Genomic DNA, 17,410 nt, shown 5'->3' with positions numbered 1-17,410 from the left:
AGCCGAGCCCGCATCACGGCGGCGCTCGGCTTCTTGTGTGCACCCCGAACGGCTGCCTCATTTTTCTTGGCAGTAGCCAGCCGGCTCGCTTCTATCCAAGGAACACGGAACATGTTGCGCCGCATGCTGCTCATGCTGGGCGCGGTGATCGTCGTAGTGCTGATCCTCGCCGCCTTCAAGTTCAACTCCATCTACTCGCAAATCCAGCAATTCAAGGCACCGAAGCCGCCGATCAACGTTGAGGTTGTCGAGTCGAGCCGCCTGCCCTGGCAAAGCCGGCTTCCGGCGATTGGAACGCTGACCGCGTCCCAGGGCATCGACCTCTCGGTGGAAATTGCCGGCACCATCAGCGCTGTGCAGTTCCGCTCTGGAGAAAAGGTCAGCAAAGGTCAGCCGATCGTCCTGCTCGACAGCGAAATCGAGCAGGCCAGCCTGACCGCTGCCCAAGCCGATCTGCACCTGGCGAAAGTGGAGTTCGAACGGGCCCGCAGCCTGGTTGACCGTCAGGCCATTTCACGCAGCGAGTTCGATCGACTCAACGCCGAATCACAAAAAGCGGCGGCCACGGTTGCACAGCTGAAGGCCAGCCTGGCGAAGAAGCGCATCCTTGCACCGTTTTCCGGAACCATCGGCATCAGCCAGGTTGATGTCGGCGACTTCGTCGCCGCAGGCACCCCCATTGCCACGCTGCAGGACTTATCGACACTGTTCGTCGACTTCTACCTGGCCGAGCAACAGGTGCCCTTGCTGGCCATCGGGCAACCCGTCCACCTCCAGGTCGCCGCGTTTCCAGGTGAGCAGTTCGAGGGCAAGATCGTTGCGCTCAATCCCAAGGTGGAGATCACCACCCGCAACGTGCAAGTGCGTGCAGAGCTGGCCAACCCCGGCGAGCGCCTGTTGCCCGGTATGTTTGCCGATCTGCAGGTCTTACTACCCAGCGAAGAACCGCAGGTCGTCGTACCGGAAACCGCCATCACGTACACGCTTTACGGCAATTCGGTGCTGGTAGTTAAAGAAGGACAGGCGCCTACCCCCGAGGACGATACCGAGGTGGTCACTGAAGCACCCGAGCGCAGCGAACCTTATCTGGTGGTGGAGCGCCGCTTCGTCAAGACCGGAGAGCGCCGCGACGGCCGCGTCGTGATCCTCGAAGGGCTCGATGTGGGTGAGCAGGTCGTCATTGCCGGCCAGCTCAAGCTGGACAACGGCGCGCATGTCGCCATCGCCGAGAAGCGCACGCTCGAACTTGAGCCAAATAGCGAGTCCAACGCCCGCTAGGGCGCCGACTACAGGACATAGATCGTCATGGCTTTTACCGATCCCTTCATCCGCCGCCCCGTGCTGGCCAGCGTGATCAGCTTGCTGATCGTGCTGCTTGGCTTTCAGGCGTTCAACAGCCTGGTGATTCGCCAGTACCCGCAGATGGAAAGCGCGCTGATTACGGTCACCACCGCGTATCCCGGCGCTAACGCCGAAACCATTCAGGGCTATATCACGCAACCGCTGCAACAGAGTCTGGCCAGCGCTGAGGGCGTCGATTACATGACCTCGGTCAGCCAGCAGAACGTCTCAATCATTTCCGTCTACGCCCGTATAGGGGCCGACACCGATCGTCTTTATACGGAGCTGCTGAGCCAGGCCAACTCGGTCAAGAACCAGCTGCCGCAGAACGCTGAGGACCCGGTGCTAAACAAACAGGCCGCCGACTCCACGGCGCTCATGTACATCAGTTTCTACAGCGAACAACTGAGCAACCCGCAGATCACCGATTACCTGTCGCGCGTGATCCAGCCCAAACTGGCCACCCTGCCCGGCATGGCCGAAGCGGAGATCCTCGGCAACCAGGTTTTCGCCATGCGCCTCTGGCTGGACCCGGTGAAGCTGGCTGCCTATGGCCTGTCCGCCGCCGATGTGAACGAGGCAGTACGCCAGTACAACTTCCTCGCCGCCGCTGGGGAGGTGAAAGGCCAATACGTCGTCACCAGCATCAACGCCGATACTGAACTGAAGACCCCTGAAGCCTTCGCCGCCATTCCCCTGAAGACCCAGGGCGACAGCCGCGTGCTGCTTGGGGATGTGGCGCGGGTCGAAATGGGCGCTGAAAGCTATAACGCGATCAGCTCGTTCGATGGCATTCCCTCGGTCTATATCGGCATCAAGGGAACCCCTAGCGCCAACCCGCTGGATGTCATCAGCGAAGTGCGTGCGGTGATGCCGGAGATCGAATCGCAACTCCCGCCAGGCCTGAAAGTCACCATCGCCTATGACGCCACCCGCTTTATTCAGGCCTCGATCGATGAAGTGGTCAAGACGCTCGCCGAAGCGGTGGTGATCGTCATCGTCGTGGTGTTCCTGTTCCTAGGTTCACTCCGCTCGGTACTGATACCGGTGGTCACCATCCCGCTGTCGATGATCGGTGTGATGTTCTTCATGCAGACCATGGGCTATTCGATCAACCTGTTGACGCTGCTGGCGATGGTCTTGGCGATCGGTCTCGTGGTGGACGATGCCATCGTGGTGGTGGAAAACATTCATCGCCATATAGAAGAAGGCAAAACGCCCTTCCAGGCCGCGCTCGACGGCGCTCGCGAGATCGCCATGCCGGTTGTGACCATGACCATCACCCTGGCGGCCGTCTATGCACCGATCGGCTTCCTGCAGGGCCTGACCGGCGCGTTGTTTCAGGAGTTTGCGCTGACGCTGGCCGGCGCGGTGCTGATCTCCGGCGTGGTGGCGCTGACGCTGTCACCGATGATGTGCTCGCGCCTGCTGCGCCACGAAGAAAATCCCTCGGGGCTTGCACACCGGCTTGATCTGATCTTCGATCGGCTGAAGCTGCGCTACCAGCATGCACTGCACGGCACCTTGAACACCCGCCCGGTGGTGCTGGTATTCGCCGTGCTCGTACTCGGCCTGATCCCCGTACTGCTCAAGTTCACCGAAAGCGAGCTGGCGCCCGAGGAGGATCAGGGCATTATTTTCATGATGGCCAGCGCGCCTCAGACCGCCAACCTCGATTACCTCAATGCCTACACGGATCAGTTTCTGGAGATCTTCCAGGCCTTCCCGGAGTACTACTCCTGGTTCCAGATCAATGGCTTCAACGGCGTGCAGAGCGGTATTGGCGGCTTTTTGATGACGCCGTGGGACGAGCGGGACCGCACTCAAATGGAGGTGCTGCCCGAGGTCCAGGCGCAGATCGACAAGATTCCTGGCCTGCAGGTCTTCGGCTTCAACCTGCCATCCCTGCCAGGCACAGGAGAAGGCCTGCCCTTCCAGTTCGTGATCAACACGGCGAGCGACTACGAGTCGTTGCTTCAGGTGACCGAACGCATCAAGGAAAAGGCGCAGGCATCAGGCAAATTCGCCTTTCTCGACGTGGACCTCGCATTCGACAAGCCAGAAATCGTAGTCGACATCGACCGCGAAAAGGCAGCCCAGATGGGCGTGACGATGGAAGATCTGGGCGTGACGTTGGCGACCCTACTCGGCGAAAGCGAGATCAATCGCTTCACCATAGAAGGCCGCAGCTACAAGGTGATCGCCCAGGTCGAGCAGGCCTACCGGGACAATCCTGGCTGGCTGCGCAACTACTACGTAAAGAATGACCAGGGCGAGATGGTTCCGCTGTCGACCTTGATCACTGTGCGTGACCGTGCGCGACCGACTCAACTGAGCCAGTTCCAGCAACTGAATGCCGCCACCATTCAAGGCTTTCCGATCGTCAGCATGGGCGAAGCCATCGATACGCTGCGCACCATCGCGCAGGACGAAGCGCCACAGGGGTTCACCTACGACTATGCAGGTGCGTCCCGTCAGTACATCCAGGAAGGCACTGCCCTGTACACGACCTTCGCGCTTGCGTTGGCGGTCATCTTTTTGGTGCTGGCAGCACAATTCGAGAGTTTCCGCGATCCACTAGTCATCCTCGTTACGGTGCCCTTGTCGATCTGCGGTGCGCTAGTGCCGCTGTTTCTCGGGCTGTCGAGCATGAACATCTACACCCAGGTCGGGCTGGTGACGCTGATCGGGTTGATCAGCAAGCATGGAATCATGATCGTCGAATTCGCCAACCAACTGCGCCGGGAACAGGGCATGAGTCGTCGCGAAGCGGTGGAGGAAGCGGCGGCAATTCGACTCAGGCCCGTGCTGATGACCACCGCAGCTACGGTATTCGGCATGGTTCCGCTGATACTCGCTAGCGGAGCCGGAGCCGTGAGTCGCTTCGATATCGGGATGGTGATCGCCACCGGCATGACGGTGGGCACGCTGTTCACACTGTTCGTGCTACCGGCTGTATATACCGTACTGGCAAGCCCGGAACGCGTTGCGACGCAGGCAGCAGCAGCGGCTCGTTGACGACGGGTGATGTGACCCGTCCGCATCGTCTGGCGGACGGGTCAATGCAGTTGCGGTTAGCCTCGCCCCACCAAGCTTTGCGACAAACCGTACATGAACAACAGCAGGTCATGATCAGGTCGAACGTCCAACACCGAAACGCTGGCTTCGCGTGGAATTGCACAGTAATCGCTCACATCGCTCCGCGCTATAACCCGCGCGTCCGGTTCGCTCCATGCGGCCGCACACAGGGAGGCGACACCCAGTGAACCGACCAGAAAAAGTCCTCGTGCAATTTCAAGCTTCATTGCGCAAGCCTTTGTTATTAGGTGAATCGAGAAGCTCACCATAGACGACATATCTGGCTGACGCGCGAAAAAATGACAAGTGGCGCACATCTTGGAAAGGATGCGAGCTTCAGCAGTCGACTCGTTCAACTACGCAGGGTCACAGCATCGATTCGAAACGACTGGATTCATTGAATGACATGTCTAGTCCTGAAATAGGTTTACACCGTTTCAGCTGGATTTCGGTCCCTAAAACGCCCGATGCACCGCATCGGGCGTTTTGTATTTCAGGGCCAGATGCGGCCGCTCCGTGTTGTAGATCCTGATGGCCTCGCTGACCATCGTTCTAGCCTGTTCCAAATCATTGGGGCTGCGAAGCAGCAGTTCGTTCTTCAGGATTCCATTCACCCGCTCCGCAAGCGCGTTCTGATAACAGTCGTAGCCGTCAGTCATTGAGCACTGCACACCGTGGCGTTTGTGCAGCGCCTGATAAAGCGCCGAGCAATATTGGATGCCGCGATCAGAGTGGTGGACCAGCACCTGATGACCCTGGCGCCCTCTCAGTGCTTGCCTATAGGCGATCGCCACGGACTCGGCATGCAAGCCCTTATGGACATGATGGCCGATGATCTTTCGTGAGTAGGCGTCAGTGACTAGGCTTAGATACAGAGGACCACTTCGAGCAGGTAGGTAAGTGATATCAGCCACCCAAACATGTTCAGGCGCAGCCACCGTGATCTGCTCGGGGCCAGGCTTGAGCCGGTTTGGATGCCGATAAAACCGATGAAAACTATGGGTAGTCTTGTGGTACGCGCGCTTGGGCAGCACCAGCAGACGACGTTCGGCCAAGATCCTGAATAGCTGGTCGCGCCCGATCTTCAGGCTGTTATCGGGCTGGTTGTGCAGAAGGTGATGCAGCTTGCGCGTGCCGATCCGCGGCTGGCGTAGCCGAGCTCGTTCGACATAGCGAGCCACCTGCTCGGCCTGCATATGGCGCTGATCAGCGGCACGGTTGCGCTTGTAGTAAGCCTGACGACTGATGGAAAGAAACTGGCAAGCCCTGACGATAGTCAGCCCTTTGACTTGTTCTTGCGAGAGGACTTGCCGGGTCGCTTTTTTACGATCGAAACGCCGTAATCTTTCTCCAACACATCGACCACAGCTTCGAAGAACTGGGCCTTCTGGCTCACGAACTGCAGTTGCTGCTCCAGCTCCTTGATGCGTTGCTCGGGCGTCAGATCTTTCGGGTCGGCCACGGTTTGGCTCCTGTCGGCTCGAATCGAGGCCCCCTGGCTCCAATCCTGCCGACCATGCTTACGCAACCATACCAAAACAGTAGACCGGCCTTGGATCCCATACCGACCCTGTGCCTGCTTGTAGGTCAGCTCGCCCTTTTCGATCTGATCAACCACAGCCAATTTAAAAGTCAGCGAGTAATCACGCTGAGTCCGCTTTACACCTTGATCCATCGAGACCTCCAGATTCTCGGGCCGAAGGTGTAAACCTTATTCAGGACGGGACAACAGGCATAAAAAAGCCCCGCTCTAGGCGGGGCTTTTTTTTTGCGGGTGCCGGCTGGCTTACATCATGCCGCCCATGCCACCCATACCGCCCATGCCACCCATATCTGGCATGCCGCCGCCAGCTGCCTTGTCATCAGCCACTTCAGCAATCATCGCTTCAGTGGTGATCATCAGGCTGGCAATGGAAGCCGCGGCCTGCAGAGCAGAACGGGTTACTTTGGCCGGATCGAGAATACCCATCTCGATCATGTCGCCGTACTCGTCGGTCGCAGCGTTGTAACCGTAGTTACCGCTGCCCAGCTTGACCTTGTCGACCACAACGCTCGGCTCGCCACCGGAGTTGGCAACGATCTGGCGCAGCGGCGCTTCGACAGCGCGACGCAGCAGAGTGATGCCCACGTTCTGATCGGCGTTCTCGCCCTTCAGCTCGGAGATCGCCTGCAGGGCGCGAACCAGCGCAACACCGCCGCCAGGAACCACGCCTTCTTCGACGGCTGCACGAGTGGCATGCAGGGCGTCTTCAACGCGGGCCTTCTTCTCTTTCATTTCGACTTCGGTACCGGCACCGACCTTGATCACGGCAACACCGCCAGCCAGCTTGGCCAGACGCTCTTGCAGCTTCTCTTTGTCGTAGTCGGACGTGGTGTCTTCGACCTGCTTGCGGATTTGCGCAACGCGGGCTTCGATGTCGACCTGCTGACCAGCACCATCGATGATAGTGGTGTTTTCCTTGTTCAGTACGACGCGCTTGGCGTTACCCAGGTGCTCCAGGGTAGCGGTTTCCAGGCTCAGGCCGACTTCTTCGGAAATCACGGTACCGCCAGTCAGGATCGCGATGTCCTGCAGCATGGCCTTGCGGCGATCGCCGAAGCCAGGCGCCTTGACCGCAGCAACCTTGACGATGCCACGCATGTTGTTGACGACCAGGGTCGCCAGCGCTTCGCCTTCAACGTCTTCAGCCACGATCAGCAGCGGACGACCGGCTTTGGCCACAGCTTCCAGCACCGGCAGCATTTCGCGGATGTTGGAGATCTTCTTGTCGACCAGCAGCAGCAGCGGGCTTTCCAGCTCGGCCACCATGGTGTCCGGCTTGTTGATGAAGTACGGAGATAGGTAACCACGGTCGAACTGCATGCCTTCTACGACGGACAGTTCGTTTTCCAGGCCCGAGCCTTCTTCAACGGTGATCACGCCTTCTTTACCGACTTTTTCCATGGCTTCGGCGATGATGGCGCCGATGGAGTTGTCGGAGTTGGCGGAGATGGTGCCAACCTGAGCGATGGCCTTGAAATCGGCACATGGCTTGGACTGGTTCTTCAGCTCAGCAACGATGGCGATGGTCGCCTTGTCGATACCGCGCTTGAGGTCCATGGGGTTCATGCCGGCAGCAACGGCCTTCAGGCCTTCGTTGACGATCGACTGAGCCAGAACGGTAGCAGTGGTGGTGCCGTCGCCAGCGTCATCGTTGGCACGGGAGGCAACGTCCTTGACCAGCTGCGCGCCCATGTTCTCGAAACGGTCCTTCAGCTCGATTTCCTTGGCGACGGAAACGCCATCCTTGGTGATGGTCGGAGCGCCGAAGCTCTTCTCGATGACGACGTTACGGCCTTTCGGGCCGAGGGTCGCTTTTACCGCGTCAGCCAGGACGTTGACGCCAACCAGCATTTTCTTGCGAGCGGAATCGCCGAATTTAACTTCTTTAGCAGCCATGTTGATTCTTCCTCAAATTCTGTTGATGGAACGCTGTTCGCTATAAGCGAGCGCTGATCAGGCTTCGACGACGGCGAGAATTTCGTTCTCGCTCATCACCAGCAGGTCTTCACCGTCAACCTTGACGGTGTTGCTGCCGGAGTAAGGGCCGAATACAACCTGATCGCCAACCTTGACGGCCAGCTGACGGACTTCGCCGTTGTCCAGAACGCGGCCAGTGCCTACAGCGACGATTTCGCCGCGGTTTGGCTTCTCGGCAGCGGAGCCCGGCAGCACGATGCCGCCTGCGGTCTTGGTTTCTTCTTCGCTGCGACGAATTACGACGCGGTCATGCAGAGGACGAAGCTTCATTGTCGATCTCTCCTAGTACAGTGGTTTCCATGCCGATGCATACTCATCGGCGGGTTGGGCAAATCCGGCGGTGCCGGTTGCGGCCCGCAATGCGAGCCGCAGAAGACGGACTGTCAAAATGCGACAGCGACCTTGCGGTGACCGCTACATGCGGGCGTCAAAAATGATTTCAAGGGCTGAACGCGGATTTTTTGCATTCGTGACGATAAAAAAGGCATGCCTCTGCATGCCTTTTCGTCGAAGCACGCTTATTTATCGCGGCGCTCCCACTCGCCTTCAATGACGTTGGGCCGCTGCGGCCCGTCCCGATGCGCCTGCTGCTCACGCAGGTCGTCGGAGAAGGCCCTGCGACGCTGGGCTTGCGCCTCAACACGACGCCCGACGAAGCCCAGAAACAGCTTGCGCGAGGGCGGGAAAAGTACCAGCAACGCAATAATGTCGCTAAGGAAACCAGGCAGAAATAGAAGCCCGCCTGCGACAGCCATCATCAGGCCCTGGAGCATTTCCCTTTCGGGCAACTCGCCGCGAGCCAAGCGCTCTCGGGCACGCCAGGCGGTGGCAAAACCGGCCAAGCGCATCAGCAGGATGCCGGCCATGCCGCTAATGATCAGCAGCAGGATGGTCGGCAGCACACCGACAGAGCTGCCAACCTTGATCAGCAATGCCAGCTCGGCCAGCGGAAACAGGAGAAACAGCAGTAAGAAAATTCGCATCGATAGTCCTTGGCGGAAGAACGGCTTCCGAATTCGTGTAGATGACGGCAGGCTGACCTGAATTCAACCCGTCCGCGAAAGAGGCTGTAACCGGATTATTCGCCGATGCGCTTACCCCAGACTTAATCAGCGCCTGGCCATCGCCACCAGTGCCTGCCGTACCGCGCCGGAGCTGGTACAGCTGTGGGGAAACGCCAGCCAATGAATGGCATGGCCTATACGAAGATGAAAACCTTCGCTGTCGATGCCAACCATGCAGGCCTCTGGCGTGGCGGGCAGTGCTGCCTGCTGTACGTAATGGGCAATGGCCGCGGCATGGTCTTGATTCATGTGCTCCAACATGCCGCGCTCGCCGGCCTGCAGACCCGCAAACGGGTTAGCCAAGGCGACATGGTCCAGCCAGTGAATGGCGCCAAAGCCGCCGATGTAACGCCAGCGCACCGGCTGAAGCCTCCAGAAATCGAAATCGTGAACGCGGTGGTAGTCACTCGACTCTGGAAAATAGCGGTAATAGCGTTCCGCCGCCGCCATGACCGCTGCCTCGTCAGTAACGAGCACCGCTTCGGCCAGTAAAGTCAACCGGCCGGTCGCTTGCACATCGTCTGCGCCCCGCTCGGCAACCAGCAACGAACAACGCGGGTCGGCCTGAAGATTCTTCGTGTGCTGGGCAATCCGACTGATGAGGATCAGCGGCCAGCCTGCTTCGTTCAAGCAGTAAGGGACCGCTGAGCCAAAGGGAAATCCGGGCATGGCCTTGGAGTGCGTCGAGAGCACGCCGCGGTATTCCTTGAGCAGGAGTTGTCGGGCATGCTTGGCGGCTTCAGCGCTCACTGGGGCTCCTCGAGGGTTTATCGGTTCGGCGAGGCACCAGCATAACGGTTTCAACAGCCGACGTCGTTTGGCGGGGTCGGCATGTATCGAAGGAGTCAGGCATGCAGTTAACAGACAAAGTCATCATCATCACCGGCGGTGGCCAGGGGCTTGGCCGTGCGATGGGCGAATACCTCGCCGGCAAAGGCGCACGGCTGGCACTGGTGGATCTCAATCAGGAACGGCTGAACGAGGCGGTGGCAGCCTGCAAGGCAGCCGGCGGAGATGCGCGGGCCTACCTGTGCAACGTCGCCAATGAAGAACAAGTCAGTCACATGGTTAGCCAGGTCAGCGACGACTTCGGCGGCCTCGATGGACTGGTCAACAATGCCGGCATCCTACGTGACGGGCTGACCGTCAAGGTCAAGGATGGCGAGCTGTCGAAGATGAGCCTGGCCCAATGGCAGGCGGTGATCGATGTCAATCTGACCGGTGTTTTCCTCTGCACGCGTGAAGTGGCCGCGAAGATGATCGAACTGAAGCGCCAGGGCGCTATCGTCAACATTTCGTCCATCTCTCGTGTCGGCAATATGGGGCAGGCGAACTACTCGGCGGCCAAGGCCGGCGTGGCAGCCGATACGGTCGTCTGGGCCAAGGAGCTGGCGCGCTACGGCATTCGAGTCGCCGGCGTTGCGCCCGGTTTCATCGAGACCGAGATGGTCGCCAGCATGAAACCCGAAGCGTTGGAAAAGATGACCGCGGGCATCCCGCTCAAGCGCCTTGGCAAGCCAATGGAGATCGCCCATTCGGTTGCCTACATCTTCGAGAACGACTATTACACCGGGCGTATTCTTGAGCTCGATGGCGGGCTACGGTTGTAACCGCCCCTCAAAAAAACGGGCGCCTAGGCGCCCGTTTTTATTTGGAGCTGATTTACCAGCCCACGCCGAAGCCGATGCTGTAGCGCGTTTCGTCCATCTCGCTGTCCGAGCCGCTGACGATGTCCTTCTCCGCCTTCATATTCAACGAGGCCCAGTCGGTCACCTTGTAGCGCAACCCAACCTCAGCATCGAATTCGTAATCGGCCACGTTTTCCAGCGGTTTGCCGATTTCGCCATTGCTGAACAGCTCGAAGGTCTTACCGACCAGATAGCGGTTGTAGTCCCACTTCATGGCGAGCGAGTAAAAGCTCTCCTTGTTGCCATCGGCAAACTCGTAGTCGCTGCGGTTGACCAGCGAGGCCAGCGAGAACGCGCCCAGTTCGTTATCCCAGAACTGGTAGCCAGGACCGGTACCCAGGGTCCGTTGGCGGCGAACATCTTCGACCTTGTCGCGCTTGTATTCGAAGCGCCCTTGCCAGAACCAATGCTCATCGATGAAGCGGTCCAGGGCGTATTCGGCGTCCCAGTTATCCGTCGCGGTCACTCCGTCACGGAATTCGCGGTTGTAATTGGCGATTCCGTTATGACGCCAAAGGCCGTGGCGCGCCGAGGTGTCGAAGGATACGTCATAGTCGTCCGTATCGGTCTCTGCACGCTTGTAGTCCAGCGCAACGTCGACGTTGCCTTTCCAGGTCAGATCCTGAATAACCGGCTTGGGATGGATCATTTGCGTGATGCTGGCCAGTTCAACCGTGCGCACCGCGCCGCCGTTGCTTAGCGTGACCTTGCCGTCGTCAGCCGCTTGGAGCGACTTGGCCATCTCGCCGGAGACATCATCCTGCTTGATCAGCAACTGCTGATTACTCTCCAGGGTGGCGACCTGGCTCCATTTCACTGGGATCGACCCGCCGTAGTCGGTCTCGATCAACAGCTTGCCGCCGTCGAGCACGCTGATCTTGCCGGTCAGGCGATCGCCGTTCTTCAACCAGACGGTATCGGCAAGCGATGGCAGCGTGAATACGGAAAGCGATAGGCAAAGCAGGGTTCTGGAAAACATAGGGAGGGCTGAAATTCTGCGTAGGAGCGGTTAAAAAGGCAGGCATTATCCCTATGCGTCTAGTCACAGCAAGCACTGACCGCTGAACGGAACGGGAGTTCAGATGCTGCTGACGCTACCCGCCGTCTACAGGAAACTCCGGAATGAGTGAGCAAACACCTCTATTACCCCCCGCTGTCGACGCCGAGTCGCGCCGCTCAGCGGTCTTCCTGGTCATGGCACAGATCCCGGCAGGCAAAGTAGTGAGCTATGGCGAGGTCGCGGCGATGGCCGGTCTCGGACGAGCCGCACGCTGGGTCGGTCGGCTAATGTCGCAGCTGCCGGAAGGCACCAGCCTGCCTTGGCACAGGGTAATCGCGGCCGGTGGACGGCTCAGCCTGCCCGCCGGCAGCGCCGCAGGACACGAGCAGCGCATGCGGCTGCGCGCCGAGGGCGTGACCATCGTCAACGACCGCGTGGACATACGTCGGCATGGCTGGCATTCGGCGGAGCACAGCGGGTAGAGTGCGCGCTTCATGTCTATATCCGTCCCGTCATATGTCCCGTGAAACCTGGCGCGCCGCGCTCGCTGCCTACGCCAGCCCTGCCTCACTGACGCTACTGGTGCTCGGCTTCGCCGCCGGCCTGCCTGCAATCCTGGTGTTTTCCACGCTCTCGGTGTGGCTGCGTGAAGCGGGTGTCTCACGCGAGACCATCGGCTTTGCCAGCTGGATCAGCCTGGCCTATGCCTTCAAGTGGGTCTGGTCGCCCATGCTCGACCAGTGGCGCCTACCCTGGATCGGCGCCCTGGGCCGGCGACGCTCCTGGCTGGTGCTGTCGCAAGCGGTCATCGCCGTCGGCCTTATCGGCATGGCGCTGTGCAACCCGCAGCAGAATCTGACCATGCTGATTGCCCTCGCCGTCGCGGTGGCCTTCGCCTCGGCGACGCAAGACATCGCTATCGACGCCTATCGCCTGGAAATCGCCGAGGACAAACTGCAGGCAACGCTAGCGGCGAGCTACATGACCGGTTATCGCATCGCCATGCTATTGGCCAGTGCCGGCGCGCTGTTTCTTGCCGAATGGCTGGGATCGACCAATCTGGAATACAGCCAGAGCGCCTGGGCGACTACCTACATCGCCTTCGCCCTTCTCATCTTGCCGGGGCTGGTCACTAGTTTGCTGATTCCGGAGCCGCAAGGCGCCGCGCCGCTGTCCAACGAGCCCTCGATGTTCAGTTTTAACCATCAGCTGGCGGGCGTTGGTTTGCTGCTGGTACTGCTGATATCCGTTCCGGCGATGATCAACGCGCTGATTGCACAGGCCTGGCCGCGCGCAATTCTGTACTTGCTGTTCATCGTTGGATCACTGTCGCCTTGGGGCCGTGCTCTGTTGGTTCCCGTTCGACAGATGCTGAGCCAGGCAGGGCAGCGCCAGCGCCCGGCACGCTTCGATTTCGTGCATCAGGCCGTGTCGGTGATCGTGCTCATTATCCTCATGGTGTCGACCACCGGCATGTTTCAGTCTTACTGGGGCGGCTACTGGCCACGCGGGACCATGTACCTGCTGATCTGCTGGGGCTGTCTGTCTGGCCCCGGACGGATATTGATGGGCCCCGTCCTAACCCCTATCACCGACTTCATCCTGCGCTACCGCTGGCAGGCGCTGTTACTGCTGGGTTTGATCGCCACGTACCGAATGTCGGACACGGTGATGGGCGTCATGGCCAATGTCTTCTACATCGACCAGGGTTTCAGCAAAGATCAGATCGCCAGCGTCAGCAAGCTATTCGGGCTGATCATGACCCTGCTTGGCGCGGCGTTTGGCGGATTGCTGATCGTACGCTTCAGTATCTTGCCGATCCTGTTCGTCGGCGGCGTTGCTTCTGCGGCCACCAACCTCATGTTCATGCTGTTGGTGGAAATGGGCGCGAACCTGAACATGCTGATCGTCACCATTTCCTGCGACAACTTCAGCGGGGGACTGGCGTCGACGGCCTTCGTAGCCTATCTGTCGAGCCTCACCAACCTGAAATTCTCCGCGACGCAGTATGCATTGCTCAGTTCGTTGATGCTGTTGTTGCCGCGCCTGCTGGGCGGTTACTCAGGCGTGATGGTCGAACAGCTCGGGTACAGCGACTTCTTCCTGGTTACGGCACTGCTCGGCGTCCCGACCTTGGTACTGATCGTTTGGCAGTGGTCACGCAGCCGCCGGCAGCCTGAAACGGCCGAGCCGCTGACCAGCACCGAACGAAGCTGATAAAAAAGAAAGCCGGCAATCGCCGGCTTTCTTTTTCGCTATGAACCTCAGCTCTGAACCAGATGCACGACACGTTGCGGAAACGGAATACCGATCCCCGCTTCATCGAAGCGCTCTTTCACTTGCTCAGTGAAGCTGAAGGTCACTGGCCAGAAGTCTCCGGTAGCCACCCAGACCCGCAGCGACAGATTCACCGAGCTGTCACCCAGCCCCGTTACAAAAACCACCGGCTCCGGGTCTCGCTGTACACGCTCATCCTGGGCGATTTCCAACAGAATCTTTCGCGCCAGTTTGATATCCGCGCTGTAGTCAATGCCAATGTTGATATCGGCACGACGCCGCGGCTCGCGTGAGTAATTGGTGATGTGTCCGTTGGACAGGCTGCCGTTGGGCACCACGATGGTCTTGTTATCAGCCGACTTGAGCACTGTGTGAAAGATCTGGATTGCATGTACGGTCCCGGCGACGCCCTGCGCCTCGATCCATTCGCCGACACGAATCGGACGGAACAACAGGATCAACACACCACCGGCGAAATTCCCAAGACTGCCCTGCAGTGCCAGACCGATCGCCAGACCGGCCGCACCGATCACCGCGATGAACGATGTCGTCTCGACCCCAATCATTGACGCCACGCTGACCAGCAGCAGCACCTTCAGGATGATGCTCAACAGGCTCTCGACAAAGCCGTGCAGCGAAGGGTCGACCTGGCGACGCCGTAGCAGACCGCCCAGTTTGCTGACGAGGGTATTGATCAGCCACCAGCCGAGCAGGAACGTAGCCAGCGCCAGCAGCAGCTGAGCACCGTATTGCAGAACGACGGGCAACCAGGCCTCGGACAAATCGACCAGATAATCGACACTCAAATCCATCAGTAACAGGTCCTATGCATACCGAGCGCACCGACAGGCCGCTCGGCTAAAGCGAAAGCACGCGTGCGTGCGTGCTGAGAGGGGATTAGTCGCGGAAGTTGTTGAACTGCAACGGCATGCCGAAGTCCTTGGCGCGCAGCAGCGCAATCGCTTCCTGCAGGTCATCGCGCTTCTTGCCAGTCACCCGAACCTGCTCACCCTGGATGGCCGCCTGCACCTTCAGCTTGGCATCCTTGATATGGGCGACGATTTTTTTGGCAAGCTCCTTATCGATACCTTCACGCAGCACGACGTCCTGCTTCACTGACTTCCCGGATGGGTAAGGATCCTTGAACTCGAGGCACTGAATGTCGATCTTGCGCTTGACCAGACTTAGCTTCAGGATTTCGAGCATCTGCTCCAGCTGAAAGTCGGCATCGGCTGTCAGACTGACCGTGAGTTCCTTGAACTCAAAGGTGCCTTTACCGCGCAGGTCATAACGGCGCTCCAGTTCCTTGAGCGCATTGTCGACCGCGTTAGTGACTTCGTGTTTGTCCAATTCGGACACCACGTCGAACGAAGGCATGAGCTTCCTCCTATATAAACGGCGCAACGGTGTGACCCAGCGCGCTTAGCTTGACGGTTCAAATGGGCCATCATTATAACTGCTCGGGCCGATTACGCCCGACCACCAGTGTTACGGCACTTCCCTTCTTCGAGCCAATGAATGCCCAACCCTCAACTCAGCATCCTGGTGGTCGACGACGCCAAGTTCTCCAGCGTGATGATCGGCCGAGCCCTTTCCAAGGCCGGTTACGAAGACGTTCGGTTCGCCAATAGCGCCAGCGCTGCCCTCGCCTTGATCGAGGAGCGCCCGGCAAGCATTCTGCTTGCCGACTGGCTGATGCCTGAAATGGATGGCCTGGAACTGACCGCCCAGGTCCGCCAGCAGGACGAAATGTCGGATCATTACACCTACATCATCCTGCTGACCGGGCGTGACGGCCAAGACGTGCTAAGCAAAGCCTTCGACCAAGGCGTCGATGATTTCATTGGCAAGTCGGCGATGAACGACCAACTGGTGCCCCGGGTGTATGCGGCCGATCGGCTGTGCGCCTCGCTGCAAAGGCTGATGCGGGAAAACCGCCTGTTGACCGAAAACATTGCCAGCCTTGAGAAAAGGAATCTGATCGATCCGATTACCGGGCTCGGTAATGCGCGATACCTCCGCCAGCGGCTCGGCGACAGCCTGCGCCAGATCGAAAGTCGTGGCGGCGCGTTGTGCTACCTGTCGATAGGTTTGCCGGAGATCAGCAGCCAGCGAGAGCGCTATGGCGAGCATTTCCATCAGGAACTGCTGAGAGGCGTGGCGAGGCGTCTGCAACAGCTGGTGCGGCCGCTGGACATACTCACGCGCTTGGATGAGCGCCACTTTGGCCTGCTTACCCTGACCGACAACCTGGCCAGCTGCTCGCCGAGCAGTTACAAACGACTGCATGAAGGCCTCAATCTGAAGGCATTCAAGACCAGTGAAGGCTTCATCTCGGTGAAGGCGGGTATCGGCATGGTCAGCCTCGATGCGAGCGCATTGCCGGTCGAAGTCCCGCAGATCATCGAGCGCGCCGCGGCCCTACTGCCAGACGCATACACCACCGGCCGCATCGTGCCGCTACGCTACAAACAACCCGCCTGATGAACAGCACCTGGCATGTTCTCGGCGCTGGGAGCCTTGGCGGGCTCTGGGCCACGCGCCTGTTTCGCGCCGGTTTACCGGTGCGGCTGGTTCTGCGCAGTACGAATCGACTGGCGGAATACCAGGTTGCCGGCGGCCTGAAGCTAGTCGAGCAGGGAGTCTCACGGATTTACCGCGTGCCCGCCGAACTAGCCGATGCAACTGAGCCGATTACCCGACTGCTAGTGGCCTGCAAAGCCTACGACGCGGAAGCCGCCATTGCCGAGGTTGCGCCTCGGCTATCCACCGGGTCGGAAATCCTCCTGTTGCAGAACGGGCTGGGCAGTCAGCAAGCCATTGCGGCCCGCTGGCCTGAAAGCCGCTGCGTATTCGTTTCCAGCACCGAAGGGGCGTTTCGTCAGGCGAGCTTCGACATTGTTCATGCGGGTCAGGGCCATAACTGGCTGGGTGAGGCAGGTCAAGGCGAGCCGCCGCCGTGGCTCGCCGAGCTTGAGGCGGCGAATATTCCATACAGCTGGACCCACGCTGTCATGAGCAAGCTGTGGCGCAAGCTCGCCATCAATTGCGCCATTAATCCGCTGACCGTCCTGCATGATTGCCGCAACGGGGATCTGCTTGCCTACCGCGAACAGGTGCACCGGCTTTGCAATGAGCTCAGCGAGTTGCTTGTTGCCTGCAATCAGGGCGGCGCAGCCGATGGACTCGAAGCCGAAGTGCTCCGCATTATCGAGGCAACGGCCAACAACTATTCCTCGATGCATCAGGACGTGAAGAGCGGGCGTCGGACAGAAATCAGCTATCTGCTCGGTCAGGCCTGCCAGGCTGCCCACGAGCAGGGTCTCGAGGTGCCCGAGCTGAGCGGACTGCTACAGCAAATACAAGCGTTCCTGCGCGGTCGCGGATTGCCCGAAGACTGAGGCACCGCTACCCTGCTGAAACGCCCCTCGCCTGTTACCTG

16 protein-coding genes are annotated in these 17,410 nt (G+C 59.5%); 7 read left to right on the top strand and 9 right to left on the bottom strand.

Translation table 11 applies throughout. The annotated features are described in order from the left end of the window. The first annotated feature begins 111 nt into the window (after positions 1-111). Together K4O48_RS05110 and K4O48_RS05105 are read left to right on the top strand one after the other, a co-directional pair. Positions 112-1,278 carry an efflux RND transporter periplasmic adaptor subunit gene (locus K4O48_RS05110; protein ID WP_222910991.1) on the top strand — a complete coding sequence of 389 codons (1,167 nt, stop codon included), beginning with the start codon at positions 112-114 and terminating at the stop codon, positions 1,276-1,278. A gap of 27 nt (positions 1,279-1,305) precedes the next feature. Then, on the top strand, positions 1,306-4,359 hold the full coding sequence (locus K4O48_RS05105) for a multidrug efflux RND transporter permease subunit (RefSeq protein WP_222910990.1): 3,054 nt from the start codon (positions 1,306-1,308) through the stop codon (positions 4,357-4,359). A gap of 56 nt (positions 4,360-4,415) precedes the next feature. On the opposite strand, the gene K4O48_RS20435 is transcribed toward K4O48_RS05105, so the two are convergent. The 6 genes from K4O48_RS20435 to K4O48_RS05080 form a co-directional block, all read right to left on the bottom strand. Next, positions 4,416-4,646, bottom strand: a complete 231-nt coding sequence (locus tag K4O48_RS20435; RefSeq protein ID WP_248495708.1) for a hypothetical protein — start codon at positions 4,644-4,646, stop codon at positions 4,416-4,418. 228 nt (positions 4,647-4,874) lie between these two features. Beyond that, a protein-coding gene (locus tag K4O48_RS05100; protein ID WP_222910989.1) for an IS3 family transposase occupies positions 4,875-6,094 on the bottom strand; the annotation gives its coding sequence in 2 pieces (ribosomal slippage) (positions 4,875-5,746 and positions 5,746-6,094; 1,221 coding nt in all). Positions 6,095-6,205: 111 nt separating this feature from the next. Then, positions 6,206-7,858 carry a chaperonin GroEL gene (groL, locus tag K4O48_RS05095; RefSeq protein WP_222910988.1) on the bottom strand — a complete coding sequence of 551 codons (1,653 nt, stop codon included), beginning with the start codon at positions 7,856-7,858 and terminating at the stop codon, positions 6,206-6,208. Positions 7,859-7,915: 57 nt separating this feature from the next. Next, positions 7,916-8,209 carry a co-chaperone GroES gene (locus K4O48_RS05090; protein ID WP_019340746.1) on the bottom strand — a complete coding sequence of 98 codons (294 nt, stop codon included), beginning with the start codon at positions 8,207-8,209 and terminating at the stop codon, positions 7,916-7,918. 248 nt (positions 8,210-8,457) lie between these two features. Further along, complete coding sequence (locus K4O48_RS05085) at positions 8,458-8,922, bottom strand: FxsA family protein (protein WP_222910987.1); 465 nt, start codon at positions 8,920-8,922, stop codon at positions 8,458-8,460. A gap of 126 nt (positions 8,923-9,048) precedes the next feature. Next, the gene (locus K4O48_RS05080) at positions 9,049-9,753 is read right to left on the bottom strand and encodes a HugZ family protein (protein WP_222910986.1); all 705 of its coding nucleotides are present in this window, start codon (positions 9,751-9,753) and stop codon (positions 9,049-9,051) included. Positions 9,754-9,854: 101 nt separating this feature from the next. On the opposite strand from K4O48_RS05080, the gene K4O48_RS05075 reads away from it, so the two are divergent. Next, positions 9,855-10,613, top strand: a complete 759-nt coding sequence (locus K4O48_RS05075; RefSeq protein ID WP_222910985.1) for an SDR family oxidoreductase — start codon at positions 9,855-9,857, stop codon at positions 10,611-10,613. Positions 10,614-10,665: 52 nt separating this feature from the next. Here K4O48_RS05075 and K4O48_RS05070 read toward each other — a convergent pair whose 3' ends face one another. Next, complete coding sequence (locus K4O48_RS05070; RefSeq protein WP_222910984.1) at positions 10,666-11,670, bottom strand: DUF481 domain-containing protein; 1,005 nt, start codon at positions 11,668-11,670, stop codon at positions 10,666-10,668. 143 nt (positions 11,671-11,813) lie between these two features. Between K4O48_RS05070 and K4O48_RS05065 the strand changes: the two genes are divergently transcribed. Together K4O48_RS05065 and K4O48_RS05060 are read left to right on the top strand one after the other, a co-directional pair. Continuing rightward, positions 11,814-12,173 (top strand): MGMT family protein, encoded by a 360-nt coding sequence (locus tag K4O48_RS05065; RefSeq protein ID WP_222910983.1) that lies wholly within the window; start codon positions 11,814-11,816, stop codon positions 12,171-12,173. 34 nt (positions 12,174-12,207) lie between these two features. Beyond that, positions 12,208-13,908, top strand: a complete 1,701-nt coding sequence (locus K4O48_RS05060; protein ID WP_222910982.1) for an AmpG family muropeptide MFS transporter — start codon at positions 12,208-12,210, stop codon at positions 13,906-13,908. 47 nt (positions 13,909-13,955) lie between these two features. Here the strand turns inward: K4O48_RS05060 and K4O48_RS05055 are convergent, their stop codons facing one another. Together K4O48_RS05055 and K4O48_RS05050 are read right to left on the bottom strand one after the other, a co-directional pair. Beyond that, positions 13,956-14,780, bottom strand: coding sequence for a mechanosensitive ion channel family protein (locus K4O48_RS05055; protein WP_222910981.1), 825 nt, complete (start codon positions 14,778-14,780; stop codon positions 13,956-13,958). Positions 14,781-14,865: 85 nt separating this feature from the next. Then, on the bottom strand, positions 14,866-15,345 hold the full coding sequence (locus K4O48_RS05050; protein WP_222910980.1) for a YajQ family cyclic di-GMP-binding protein: 480 nt from the start codon (positions 15,343-15,345) through the stop codon (positions 14,866-14,868). A 141-nt stretch (positions 15,346-15,486) separates the two neighbouring features. On the opposite strand from K4O48_RS05050, the gene K4O48_RS05045 reads away from it, so the two are divergent. Together K4O48_RS05045 and K4O48_RS05040 are read left to right on the top strand one after the other, a co-directional pair. After that, on the top strand, positions 15,487-16,452 hold the full coding sequence (locus K4O48_RS05045; protein WP_222910979.1) for a response regulator: 966 nt from the start codon (positions 15,487-15,489) through the stop codon (positions 16,450-16,452). Further along, the gene (locus tag K4O48_RS05040; protein WP_222910978.1) at positions 16,452-17,369 is read left to right on the top strand and encodes a putative 2-dehydropantoate 2-reductase; all 918 of its coding nucleotides are present in this window, start codon (positions 16,452-16,454) and stop codon (positions 17,367-17,369) included. Before K4O48_RS05045 ends, K4O48_RS05040 begins: the two co-directional genes overlap by 1 nt. Positions 17,370-17,410 lie beyond the last annotated feature (41 nt).

Origin of the sequence: Pseudomonas sp. DNDY-54, assembly GCF_019880365.1 — a bacterium.
In the GTDB taxonomy this organism is placed as follows: Bacteria; Pseudomonadota; Gammaproteobacteria; order Pseudomonadales; family Pseudomonadaceae; genus Stutzerimonas; species Stutzerimonas stutzeri_P.
This window is presented reverse-complemented; position numbering and strand designations above follow the sequence as displayed.

Bases quoted from the DNA above. Each gene is read 5' to 3' on its own strand.
- K4O48_RS05090 (WP_019340746.1), bottom strand. From the start codon at position 8,209: ATGAAGCTTCGTCCTCTGCATGACCGCGTCGTAATTCGTCGCAGCGAA.
- K4O48_RS05110 (WP_222910991.1), top strand. From the start codon at position 112: ATGTTGCGCCGCATGCTGCTCATGCTGGGCGCGGTGATCGTCGTAGTG.
- K4O48_RS05055 (WP_222910981.1), bottom strand. From the start codon at position 14,780: ATGGATTTGAGTGTCGATTATCTGGTCGATTTGTCCGAGGCCTGGTTG.
- K4O48_RS05075 (WP_222910985.1), top strand. From the start codon at position 9,855: ATGCAGTTAACAGACAAAGTCATCATCATCACCGGCGGTGGCCAGGGG.
- K4O48_RS05070 (WP_222910984.1), bottom strand. From the start codon at position 11,670: ATGTTTTCCAGAACCCTGCTTTGCCTATCGCTTTCCGTATTCACGCTG.
- K4O48_RS05060 (WP_222910982.1), top strand. From the start codon at position 12,208: ATGTCCCGTGAAACCTGGCGCGCCGCGCTCGCTGCCTACGCCAGCCCT.
- K4O48_RS05105 (WP_222910990.1), top strand. From the start codon at position 1,306: ATGGCTTTTACCGATCCCTTCATCCGCCGCCCCGTGCTGGCCAGCGTG.
- K4O48_RS20435 (WP_248495708.1), bottom strand. From the start codon at position 4,646: ATGAAGCTTGAAATTGCACGAGGACTTTTTCTGGTCGGTTCACTGGGT.
- K4O48_RS05065 (WP_222910983.1), top strand. From the start codon at position 11,814: ATGAGTGAGCAAACACCTCTATTACCCCCCGCTGTCGACGCCGAGTCG.
- K4O48_RS05040 (WP_222910978.1), top strand. From the start codon at position 16,452: ATGAACAGCACCTGGCATGTTCTCGGCGCTGGGAGCCTTGGCGGGCTC.
- groL (WP_222910988.1), bottom strand. From the start codon at position 7,858: ATGGCTGCTAAAGAAGTTAAATTCGGCGATTCCGCTCGCAAGAAAATG.
- K4O48_RS05050 (WP_222910980.1), bottom strand. From the start codon at position 15,345: ATGCCTTCGTTCGACGTGGTGTCCGAATTGGACAAACACGAAGTCACT.
- K4O48_RS05085 (WP_222910987.1), bottom strand. From the start codon at position 8,922: ATGCGAATTTTCTTACTGCTGTTTCTCCTGTTTCCGCTGGCCGAGCTG.
- K4O48_RS05045 (WP_222910979.1), top strand. From the start codon at position 15,487: ATGCCCAACCCTCAACTCAGCATCCTGGTGGTCGACGACGCCAAGTTC.